Here is a 10,421-nt window from a genome sequence, read left to right on the forward strand (position 1 = left end):
GCTGTGCGTAGCTTTCCAGGGGCTCCGCCGAGGCCCACCAGGAGCGGTAGTAATCCCTGAAGGAATTGACGGCCTCAGCGGTCTCCAGGCTGTGTCCGCTCATGAAGGATCCGTCGGCCGTCAGGAGCAGCAGGACCGCGGTGTCGTCGATGATCGCCACATTGACGGCATCGACACCGCTGTTGGTGGTCACCACGCGCGCGTGGTAGTTGGCGAGACCGTGCATTTCTTCGCAGTGCTCGCGCAGCCACCTGCGCATGGCGCTCTTGCCGGGTTCCTGGTCAGGGACACCGATGATGCGGTGGAACGACGCGCCGGGATTGCGCCGAGTCCAGTCGGCCGCGGCCCTGAAGTACTGTTCGGCGGCCGGGGACCGGAAGCTCGGCGGCGGTGTGTTGCGCACGTAGCTCGTGTAGATGTGGCGCTCGGCCGTACGCACGAAGCGGGTGAACGTCAGGAAGAACTCGTCACTGGTGCGGAAGTGCGTGGAAGCCGTCGGAGCCTGCCGATTGCGAATGTCGACGACAACGGACAGCAGGACATAGAGCACGGCGTAGATCAGTGGTATCTGCCATTTCACGTCCCACGCGAAGAGGTTCGCGGCGATCGAGCCGCCGATCACGAACAGGAGGGCGAGCAGCAGCAGCTTCTGCTCGATGGACTGAAGGTTGACCACCCGTCGCACCAACGCCCCCACCCCCGTTGCGCCTTGCACCGAGCCCGCGGTGCGGGCGGGTGACGCATCCTTGGTTGCTACCCCCGCGGTCGGGTCAGGATGCAGGTTCGGCGGAGGCCGGAGCCGGGTTCGGCGGGTTTCGCGCAGCGGCCGCGCGGAGTGTCGAAGCCGGTCTGCAGGTAAACGAGTTGGCCGTACTACGGGTGTCCCGCTCCGGTTGGTGCTGGCCTGCGAGCAGCCGGACCTGGCCCGGCGCTTCTACCGTGAGACGACGGGAGCCCGTCGGCGTGGATGATTTGGACGCCGTGGTATCGGGCGTCCGCGGCAAGTGCGCCGCCACGATCGCTGAGCGGGGCGCCGGTCAGATCACGCGGAAGAGGTCGGCGGCGGCGTGGACGTCGGTGAGGTCCTCGATGGAGCGCAAGTTGTCGCACAGCGCCTCCAGGACCGAGCCGGTGTCGGCGGCGCGCGGGGCGCCGATGGCCACGCCGAAGACCCGGAAGCCCAGCAGCCGCTTGGCGTCGTTCCAGCCGCGCGTCCATTCCTCGGTGACGTCGCATTCGTCGTCGGTGAGCATCACGATGTCGCCGCGCGTGCGGGCGGTGTCGTTGAACTCCTCCTTCAGCAGCTCCGCGGCCGCGGTCAGCGGCCGCTGGTAGCTGGTGCCGCCGCCGAGGAAGGTTTCCGCGAAGTCGAGCATCTGCGTGATGCCGGCGGGCCGGTCGGCGGGAAAGCGGAAGACCTGGAGTTTGTCGGCGGCCGCGAACAGAATACCGACGAAGTCACGTTTGGCGCGGCGGGCCTGGTCGAGCAGGGCCAGGGCGCATGCCTTGGCCCACGCCTCGCGGGTGATCCCGCCGGGCCCGGCCACGTACATGGAGTGCGAGGTGTCCACGCACGCGATGACGGCTCCCTTGCCGGTGCTCTGCTCGCCCCGGATGTCGTAGAGCATCAGCTCCCCGGCGGCGTAACGCGCGGCGAACACCGCACGCAGCGCGGGCAGCCCCAGATTGGCCAGCTCGGAGGGGATGACGCGGGAGAGGTCGTCGCCGAGCGTGACGCCGACCAGCTCGCCGGTGGCGTTCTCCACTCTGCGGGCACGCTCACCGGCCGCCATCTGCCGGAAGCGGCCTATCAGTTCGGCCCACTGGGCGAGCCGTCCGGTGCGCAGCCGCTCGGCGAGGCGGGCGCGCTGGTCGAACGGCATCCGCTCCAGCTCGCCGGGGCCCACGCCCCACGCCTTCATCAGCGCGGCCTCCTCCCGCACGGTCTCGGCGGCCCTTGCCGCCGCCCTGCGCGCGCCGGTACGGATGGCGGGGGCCGCCGCGGAGAGGGCCTGTGCGGCTTCCAGAGCGGCCTGCTGTGCAGCCGTCTCGCCGGCTTCGGCGTCAGTGATCGCCCGGTGTACGGCTTCTGCTGCCGCGGCCGGTACGGTGCCGTCCTCGCCGGCCGCGTCGGCGGCCCCCTGGAGTGCCTCGCCCACGGCGGTCGCCGCGCCTTCGGCGCCCTGCTGGGCCCGCTCACCCCTTTCGGCCTGTTCCCCGGCATCGCGCAAGCGCTCCAGCATCCCGCGCAGTGCGGGGCCCTGGGCGAGCACGGCCATGGCGGCGGCATAGGGGTCGCCGACCGTCTCCCGGCGCAGCTCGGCGAATTCCGGCGACTCCATGAGCGCGGCGGTGATCCGGTGGTTCAGCAGCCGGGAAGGGGCCATGTCCGTACGCTCGCGCAGCTGCGGGCCCGCCTTGTAGGCGGCCAGGAACACGTCGCTCAGGAGGTCGGCGGCGTAGGCGTGCCGCGCCTTCAACTCCTGTTCTAGCTCGCGCAGTCCGGCCGACTGCGCGTACGTGTCGCGCCAGGCGATCTGCTCGAACCGGTCGGCGACCACGGCCGCGGTGTGCCGCTGGGAAGCGGCAGCGGACAGGCCCAGCCACTTCGCGCCACGGCTCGCCAGCTCGTCGAGCCTGCTGGGTGATGTCTCGGCCATGGTCTCGATTCCTCGGCGTTCAGAGCTGGGCCTGCACCATGCTCGCGTCCAGGCCGAGAGCCTCGGTGAGCACGCGGGCGCGAACGGCACGCTGGCGGCCGGTGACCCGGTCGATGGCGGCGGTGGAGCGACCGGCCCCTGCCGCCTCCTCGCGCAGCTTCTCAAGGCGTTTGCCCGCCATGGCCAGTTTGTTGTGGGCCTGCTTGATGACCCAGTCGCTCAGCGCCTCGCGGGACTGCCCCGCCATGGCGTCGAGCTGGGCCTCCAGCTCCTCGATGGTGTCGGCCAGGTCGAGCGCTTCCTTGGCGTCCGGATTGACGAGTTGCAGCACCTCGCGCTCGACGGCGGGACGCTCGGCGGGGGAGTCCCACAGCACATGGGTCAGCACCGACAGATCGGTCTCCGCGACCGCCGGGCGCCCGTCGAGGTATGCGGAGGCCTGGAGCAGCCCCACCGCCTGCCGCCAGCGGCGATCCGAGGCGACGAGCTCCTTGCGGCGCAGGGCGGCCCGCAGCGTGCAGACCGCGTCCACGATCACGTCGGGCACATCGACGGCCGGGACGAAATCGCTCACGGCCTGCTGCAACGCGGTCAGCTCGACGGTGGTTCGGCGCCGCGCCGCCGGACGCCCGACGGCGGAGCGGACCAGCGCGGCGAAGTTCGAGGGGTCTTCCAGGTAGCCGACCTCGATCCGCACGAGCAGCCGGTCGTAGATGGCGGCCGCGTCCTCCTCGCCGGGCAGTTCGTTGCTCGCCGTGATGGCGCCGATCAGGGGGCAGCGGATCGGCTCACCGCCGCTCTCGGGGTGGTAGATCCGCTCGTTGAGGTAGCCGAGGGTCTCGTTCAGCGCGGCCGTGGAGCACTTGAATATCTCGTCGATGAACGCGACATGCGCGGTCGTGGCACGGCCGTCGTAGACCTGGCGGTACTCGCCGCGGGCCAGCGCGGCGACATCGATGGGGCCGAACATCTTCGTCGGCGCGGTGAACTTCGACAGCAGGATCTCCCAGTACGACGCCCCCTCGACCCTGCCCGTGAGCTCCCTGGCCATCTCGGACTTCGCGGTGCCGGGCGGACCGAGGATCAGCGAGTGCTGTCCGGCCAGCAGCGTCACCACCAGCGTGCGCACCACGTCGGCCCGCTCGTAGAAACGGTCCGCCATCTCGTCACTGATCGCCCGCAGCCGCCGGGCCGTCTCCTGCGCGTCCTGCGGCTCTTGTCTGCCCTGCGGGTCCTGTGCGCCCGTCGTCATCTTCAACTCCCTGGAACAGCCTTCGCCCGAGCAAGATAACTCGAAGACCGGGACGACCCCCGGGCCCTTGATCCTTCACGTATTCGGTGCCGAGGATCTGCCTATGCTGGGCCGGTGAACGATGCCGTCATACTTCGGGTCGGCGCGACCCCGTCCGCTCCCGCTCTCGTGCTTCGCCCTTGGAGCCTTCAGGACGCTCCCGCGCTGATCAAGGCCTACCGGGACCCGTACTTGCGCCAGTGGACGAGCTCCCCCGTCGACAACGCCGCCGATGCCGCCCGCTGGGTCCACTCCCAGCATGCGGGGTGGGCGACGGGGATACGGCTCGACTTCGCCGTCCTCGAAGAACAACCACACGTGCCTGAGGGGCAGTTGGCAGGCAGCGTGGTCCTCAAGGAAGCCGCCCCCGGCAAACCGACGGCCGAGGTGGGCTATTGGACCGCCGCGCACGCACGCGGGCGGGGCGTGGCCGCCCGGGCACTGGAGGCACTGACCGGCTGGGCCTTCGACACCTTCGTGGCCACCGGGCTCGAGCGCCTGGAGCTCCTGCACCAGGACGACAACCTCGCCTCGTGCCGTGTGGCGCAGAAGACCCGATACGAGTTCGACAGAATCCTGCCCGCAGCACCGCCGGCCTTCCCGCGTGACGGTCACCTGCACGTTCGGCACGCGGGCTGAGGCAGCCGTTGTCGGCGGGACGCCCGGACGCGACTCCACCTCCGCCAGATCGTCGACGGCCCTCTGGGTGAGTTTCACGGCGGGGGAGTAGCGCTCGGCGCGGGTAGGAGAAGAATGATGTGTGTCGATGAGAGGAGACGGTGTGGCGTCGGACGACAAGGACGCGGAGGGTTTGCTTGACGGGCTGTCGGTCGACGAGGCCCGGCCGGAGCGTCCGGTGCTGCTCGACGGGCAGGGGGAGCCGCTGCGGACCTGGCGGGAGAACTATCCCTACAGCGAGAAGCTGAGGCGCAAGGCTTATGAGCGCCGGAAGCGGATCCTGCAGATCGAGCTCCTGAAGCTGCAGAAGTCGGTGCGCGATCAGGGGCAGCGTGTGGTGGTCGTGTGCGAGGGGCGGGACGCCGCCGGCAAGGGTGGCACGATCAAACGCTTCACCGAGCGCCTCAACCCCCGTGGAGCCCGCATCGTGGCGCTGGACAAGCCCACCGAGCGGGAGGCGGGCGAGTGGTATTTCCAGCGGTACGTCGCACAGCTCCCCGCTGCCGGGGAGATCGTCTTCTTCGACCGCTCCTGGTACAACCGTGCCGGTGTCGAGCCCGTCATGGGCTTCTGCACACCCCGGCAGCACGAGGAATTCCTCCAGCAGGCGCCGCTGTTCGAGAAGATGATTACCGATGACGGCATCGTGCTGGTCAAGTTCTGGTTCTCCGTGTCCCGCGCGGAGCAGCGCACGCGCTTCGCCATCCGCCAGGTGGATCCCGTACGGCAGTGGAAGCTCTCGCCCACTGACCTGGCCTCGCTGGATCTGTGGGACGCCTACACCCACGCCAAGGTGGAGATGTTCCGTGCCACGGACACCGTCCACGCCCCGTGGTCGGTGATCAAGTTCAACGACAAGCGCCGCGGACGCCTCGAAGCCATGCGGCATCTGCTGCTGCGTGTCGACTACGAGGCCATGGACAAGGACGCGGTGGGGGAGGCGGACCCGCTCATCATCGGCCCGGCCGACACCCTGCTGGAAGCGGACGAGGACCCGACGGACCTTTCCCCGAGCAGGCTCGCCGGGCACGACCGGGGGCCGGGCCAGCATCCGTGAAGTCAGCGATGCCTGCGCCCGTGTCTGCGTCTGCGTCGAGTCTGCTCGGCGTCTTCGCCCACCCGGACGACGAATCCTTGTTTGCCGGCGGACTTCTGGCCCGCCACGCAACCGCGGGTGCCCGCACCGCAGTTGTGACGGCGACCTGGGCGGCAGACACCATGCGTGCCGCAGAACTAGCCGGGGCGCTCCAGATCCTTGGCGCCGGCCCGCCACGCATGCTCGGCCACGCCGACGCGCGCGCACCGCATTCGGCTCCGGGCGCGTTGCGGTTCTGCGATGCGCCGATCGACGAGACGGTCGGGGAACTGGTCTCGCACATAAGGGAGTTCCGCCCGGAGATCGTGGTCACTCATGACGCCTACGGGGGTCTGACCGGCCACCCGGACCATGTGCACACCCACCGGGTGACCATGCTCGCGTTCCAGGCGGCCGGACTCGGGCGGCTCTACCCCGACGCTGGTGCACCCTGGCAGCCGCACGCTCTGTATCTGGCCACGCACCCGGACTCGGCCATGCGGGTGTGGGGCGGCTATCTGGCCGCGACGGGCAAGGCCATGCACAGTGTCCCGGACGCATGGGTCACCGAGACCATCGACGTCAGGCCCTGGCTGGAGCAGAAGGTCGCCGCGGTCCTTGCTCACCGCACCGAGGTGGAGCGAGGAGCCGTTCCCGGTCTGGTCGCGGGTCTTCCTGCGGCAGAGCGGGAACGGTTGCTCGGCACCGAGTGGTATATCCGCCACGGTGCGCCCCACAGGAGGGGAGCGTGATGCGGCCCGGCGTGCGAGAGCAGCCGCCGGGCCGGGAGGTGTGGGCGAGTAGTGGATGGACCCTAGCGGGCCGTGAGGGTGGCGAGTAGTTCGGCGGCCGGCTTCGGGTGGGCCAGCCAGCGCAGGTGGCTGCCTTCGAGGGTTCCGACGTCGAAGGGGTTGTCGGGGGTGAGGGCGTCGGCCTCGCGGATCATGCGGTCCTGCATGGCGAGCGGGATGCTGGTGTCGTCGCTCAGGCGGACATAGGTCTTGGGGATGCGGCCCCAGGTCGCGGCCTGTGCCCGGTCGGCGGGCGTGCCGACGTCGAGGTTCTCGTCGGGCTGGAAGGTGTTGAGGAAGTTCCGGAACTCGTCGTCGGTGAGATCGGCGGCGAAGGCCTGCTTCATCGCGGCCAGCGGCTCCGGCGCGGCGGTGCGGAAGTTGACCCGGAGCAGACCGAGTTCGGCCGGATTTCCGACCAGCGCCGCGGCGAAGGCGCCGGGGTCCACGCCCGCCATCTCCGGTTCCGCGTAGTAGTCGCCGACGGGCAGGTCGACGGGGCACCAGGCGGAGACGTAGACGATCCGGTCGATCAGGTCGGGGCGGGCATTGCCGACCGCCGTGATCGTGGCGCCGCCCCTGCTGTGGCCGACGAGGATCGTCGGGCCGTTCTCCTTCGCCCGTTCGAGGACTTCGATCACCCGGGCGGCGTTGTCGGCAAGGGTGACGCCCTTGATGCCGCCCGGTTCGGCGGCGAGCGCGGCGAGGTCCTGAGGAGCCTGGTAGGCCGCGGCGTAGGTCGCCTCGAAGCCGTGCCCCGGCAGGTCGAGCGCCACGGAACGGTGTCCGAGCAGGCCGAGTTCGGCCTGAAGCGGCGCGAAGGAGAACGAGTTCGCGAAGGCACCGTGAACAAATACGAAGGTCGGCTGATTTGGCATGCCCGTAGCCTCCAATGGAACGATCTTCGGGACAAGCACAAATTGGATACTTGTGTACCGCAGCCCCCGGCGCGCCCGCGCCTGCTCGTCGGGGCTCCGTGCGGCCTCCGCCGTGTTTAGCATGGCCTCATGACCGTAGATCTGTTCGCGGGCATTCCTGTCCGCGACTACAACACGGCGGTTGCCTGGTACGGGCGACTCCTCGGCACGCCGCCGTCCTTCCTGCCCAACGACACCGAGGCGGTGTGGGAGCTCGAGGAGCACCGCTACCTCTTCATCGAGGTGCGCCCCGATCACGCCGGGCACGGCTTTCACACCCTCTTCGTCAGCGACTTCGACTCGCGTCTCGCGCAGATCGCCGAGCGGGGCCTGAAACCGGAGACCCGCGAGACCTACGCCAACGGCGTCCGCAAGGCCACCTTCCGCGACCCGGACGGCAATGAGCTCGGGTTCGGCGGGGCAGCGGCGGACTGACCGGCAGGCTGCTGGGGGGCTGCGTGTTCGTGCGGGGCGTCGAGCAGGCCGGACTCTCAGCCCCCGGGGCTCCCCGCCGGTGTCCTGGCGCAGAGGTACGGGCGTGCCAGGAGCAGGCCGGTGGCGGTGAGGACGATGCCGAAGTAGCCCGGCGCGAGGTGCAGCAGGTCGGTGTAGTGGATCGAGCCGTGCACCACGACAGCCGGCAGGAAACCGGCCGCCGCCGCGGCAGCCAGGGTCCAGAACACCCACGCCTCGCCCCGCCGCCAGCCCCACGCGCTGAGCAGCACGATGGCCACCGCGGCGGACATCAGGGCGCCGCCGAAGCCCGCGCGGTCGTGGGCGATGAACGGCACGAGCCGGGAGTTCACGGCTTCCAGGGTCTGCGCGTCGGTGCCCAGGAAGGTCAGGTCGCTCGGGACGAAGACACCGGTCAGGCCGACCACGGAGATCACCGCGCCGCCGGCGAACAGTCCCGCTCCCGTCAGGATCATCAGGAGCTGGCCGACCAGGGCCCGTCGGCGCTCCGGCTCCGGACCCTCGGCCGCCAGGCGCCAGCGCGCTCGGTGCGGGGTGCGGCGCACCCCCATCACGAACATCGGGAACAGCACGAGGGCCGCTGCCGTGTGCAGCGGTTCCACGAAGCCGATGACCAGGAAGTAGAACAGGGTGGGGAATCCGATCGCCCCCGAGAGCAGGAAAGCCTGGCGGGCCCAGGGCCATCCCCGCCTGATCCCGCCCGCGGCCAGGCCGGTGTAGAGGGCGCCGATCGACACCATCGTGCCGGCCATGGTGATCCGGTCGTGCTGGAGGAAGTGCACCAAGTGGTGGTTGGCGGCGTGCAGTTCGTGCAGCGTCATGCCGAGGTAGTCGTGGTCGTACCAGAGCAGCACCGGACCCAGCGTGATCGCCGCCGCGCCGAGCCCCGCGACGGTCATGCCGAGCCCGACCAGCAGCGCCCACCACCAGGCGGGCCAGCGGAGAGGAGAGAGCCCGACGTCCCGTAGCGCCGGGGCGGGCTCCGTGGGAGTGGCGGCCTCGGTGACCCGCGCGAACCAGCCGGGACCGGCGGTCACGAGGACCTCCGGCCGGGCGAGTACGACGGTGCCCGGACCATCTCCGAGCGCGGCTGCCGCGGCGGTGACCGACGGCTCGGACACATGGATGACGTGCGGATCGTCGATCCCCGTGAACCCGTCGACATGGGGCTTGAGGGCCGCTTGGGCCTCCGGATCGCAGGCGCGGACGACCACCGGGATCGAACGCCCGGCGGCGGCCTCGCGCACGGTCCGCACGTCGGCGGCCGCGACGGGCGCCACTTCGACGACCCCGGCGCCCAGCGGAGCCAGGGCGCGGATCGTGTCGCGGGCGAGCGAAGGCGGCACGGATATGCCCAGGCGCACGGTCACGGGCGTCCCGGCTATCTCACCGGCGAGCAGCTCCGGCGGATGCCGGTGCCCGAACCCGCGGGCGATCAGTCGCGCTCCGGCGGGTCGGGAGCCCACCTTGGCCAGCAGCCGCAGGGCGGTGCGCTGCGAACGGCGCAGGCCCAGTACGGCAGCGGCGGCGCCGCGCAGCGGGTGATAGGTCCAGTCCGGCATCAGTGGCTCTCGTTCCCCGTCGCGGGCACCTGGTCACCGGGCGCGGTCCAGCCGAGCACCGGAGTCATCGACCGCAGGGTGACCCGGGCCGGCATCAGCCGGGCGGCGGTGTCACGCAGCAGAGCGGCGGGCGGCCACGCCAACTGGCCGAGCGCGCCGAGCCGGGCGGAGCGGCGCGTGATGGCCCGGGTCCGTGGGCGGCGCAGTCGATCGTACGAGCGCAGCGCGGCGGTCATGTCCGTGGTGCCGTCGAGGCAGTGGGCGAGGGTGACCGCGTCTTCCAGCGCCTGGCACGCGCCCTGGCCCAGGTTCGGGGTCATGGCATGAGCGGCGTCGCCGAGCAGCGCGACCCGGCCGTGCACGAAGGAGGACAGCGGCGGCAGGTCGTACAGGTCGTGGCGCAGCACCGCGTCCCCGGGCACGGCGGCCAGCAGGGCGGGGACGGGGTCCGGCCACGTGCCGAACCGGCGCAGGACTTCGTCGTATTCGGATGAGCCGGTGGAGGCCGCCGGATCGGCGGCGGCGCCGGCCGGAAGCGAGGCGGTCGCGAAGCAGTACATCCGCCCGCCCGACAGCACCGTGTAGCCGAACCTTTCCCCGCGCCCCCAGGTCACCGCGCCCTGCGAGGGCGGTTCGGCGAGCGGTTCGGTGATCATGCGCCAGCCGGTGTACCCGGCGTACCGGGGCCCTGCCGCATCGGGCCACAGCGCACCGCGGACCGCACTGCGCAGCCCGTCCGCGCCGACCACCAGGTCGGGCCGGGACTCGCCACCGGCGTGCACGACGACCGGACGGCCGTCGTCGCCGTCGCTGTCGCCGCCGTCGTGGCGGACGGCGGACACCTCGCTGCCCGGTCGCAGACTGTCGGCGGGCAGCGCATCGGCGAGCACCCGCAGCAGGTCCGCGCGGTGCAGGACCACGAGCGGATGGCCGAAGCGCCGGGTGAGTTCCGCGTTGTCGGTGCGGGACATCC

10 protein-coding genes are annotated in these 10,421 nt (G+C 70.8%); 4 read left to right on the plus strand and 6 right to left on the minus strand.

The genetic code is table 11. The annotated features are described in order from the left end of the window. From ACQKIP_RS29130 to ACQKIP_RS29140, 3 genes are all read right to left on the minus strand, one after another. The coding region (locus tag ACQKIP_RS29130; protein ID WP_427744567.1) for a hypothetical protein at positions 1–676 on the minus strand (676 nt) is incomplete at its 3' end. Between the two features lie 361 nt (positions 677–1,037). After that, the gene (locus ACQKIP_RS29135) at positions 1,038–2,660 is read right to left on the minus strand and encodes a VWA domain-containing protein (protein WP_365856464.1); all 1,623 of its coding nucleotides are present in this window, start codon (positions 2,658–2,660) and stop codon (positions 1,038–1,040) included. A gap of 19 nt (positions 2,661–2,679) precedes the next feature. Continuing rightward, positions 2,680–3,912, minus strand: coding sequence for an AAA family ATPase (locus ACQKIP_RS29140; RefSeq protein ID WP_365856465.1), 1,233 nt, complete (start codon positions 3,910–3,912; stop codon positions 2,680–2,682). A gap of 114 nt (positions 3,913–4,026) precedes the next feature. On the opposite strand from ACQKIP_RS29140, the gene ACQKIP_RS29145 reads away from it, so the two are divergent. From ACQKIP_RS29145 to ACQKIP_RS29155, 3 genes are all read left to right on the plus strand, one after another. Further along, positions 4,027–4,590 carry a GNAT family N-acetyltransferase gene (locus tag ACQKIP_RS29145; RefSeq protein ID WP_365856467.1) on the plus strand — a complete coding sequence of 188 codons (564 nt, stop codon included), beginning with the start codon at positions 4,027–4,029 and terminating at the stop codon, positions 4,588–4,590. Between the two features lie 142 nt (positions 4,591–4,732). Next, positions 4,733–5,686, plus strand: a complete 954-nt coding sequence (ppk2, locus tag ACQKIP_RS29150; RefSeq protein ID WP_365856469.1) for a polyphosphate kinase 2 — start codon at positions 4,733–4,735, stop codon at positions 5,684–5,686. An 8-nt stretch (positions 5,687–5,694) separates the two neighbouring features. After that, positions 5,695–6,456 carry a PIG-L family deacetylase gene (locus ACQKIP_RS29155; protein WP_427744571.1) on the plus strand — a complete coding sequence of 254 codons (762 nt, stop codon included), beginning with the start codon at positions 5,695–5,697 and terminating at the stop codon, positions 6,454–6,456. A gap of 62 nt (positions 6,457–6,518) precedes the next feature. On the opposite strand, the gene ACQKIP_RS29160 is transcribed toward ACQKIP_RS29155, so the two are convergent. After that, positions 6,519–7,373, minus strand: a complete 855-nt coding sequence (locus ACQKIP_RS29160) for an alpha/beta fold hydrolase (protein ID WP_365856473.1) — start codon at positions 7,371–7,373, stop codon at positions 6,519–6,521. Positions 7,374–7,502: 129 nt separating this feature from the next. Here ACQKIP_RS29160 and ACQKIP_RS29165 point away from each other — a divergent pair, with 129 nt between their 5' ends. Further along, positions 7,503–7,847, plus strand: a complete 345-nt coding sequence (locus ACQKIP_RS29165) for a VOC family protein (protein WP_365856475.1) — start codon at positions 7,503–7,505, stop codon at positions 7,845–7,847. Between the two features lie 56 nt (positions 7,848–7,903). Here the strand turns inward: ACQKIP_RS29165 and ACQKIP_RS29170 are convergent, their stop codons facing one another. Both ACQKIP_RS29170 and ACQKIP_RS29175 read right to left on the minus strand, forming a co-directional pair. After that, complete coding sequence (locus ACQKIP_RS29170; protein ID WP_427744573.1) at positions 7,904–9,448, minus strand: hypothetical protein; 1,545 nt, start codon at positions 9,446–9,448, stop codon at positions 7,904–7,906. Continuing rightward, on the minus strand, positions 9,448–10,421 hold a 974-nt coding region (locus ACQKIP_RS29175; protein ID WP_427744574.1), incomplete at its 5' end, for an FAD-dependent monooxygenase. The genes ACQKIP_RS29170 and ACQKIP_RS29175, both read right to left, overlap by 1 nt.

This window comes from Streptomyces sp. NPDC059900 (assembly GCF_050270335.1).
Taxonomy (GTDB): Bacteria; Actinomycetota; Actinomycetes; order Streptomycetales; family Streptomycetaceae; genus Streptomyces.

Excerpts from the sequence above, each read along its gene's own strand:
- ACQKIP_RS29160 (WP_365856473.1), bottom strand. The coding sequence starts at position 7,373 with ATGCCAAATCAGCCGACCTTCGTATTTGTTCACGGTGCCTTCGCGAAC.
- ACQKIP_RS29135 (WP_365856464.1), bottom strand. The coding sequence starts at position 2,660 with ATGGCCGAGACATCACCCAGCAGGCTCGACGAGCTGGCGAGCCGTGGC.
- ACQKIP_RS29140 (WP_365856465.1), bottom strand. The coding sequence starts at position 3,912 with ATGACGACGGGCGCACAGGACCCGCAGGGCAGACAAGAGCCGCAGGAC.
- ACQKIP_RS29155 (WP_427744571.1), top strand. The coding sequence starts at position 5,695 with ATGCCTGCGCCCGTGTCTGCGTCTGCGTCGAGTCTGCTCGGCGTCTTC.
- ACQKIP_RS29170 (WP_427744573.1), bottom strand. The coding sequence starts at position 9,448 with ATGCCGGACTGGACCTATCACCCGCTGCGCGGCGCCGCCGCTGCCGTA.
- ACQKIP_RS29165 (WP_365856475.1), top strand. The coding sequence starts at position 7,503 with ATGACCGTAGATCTGTTCGCGGGCATTCCTGTCCGCGACTACAACACG.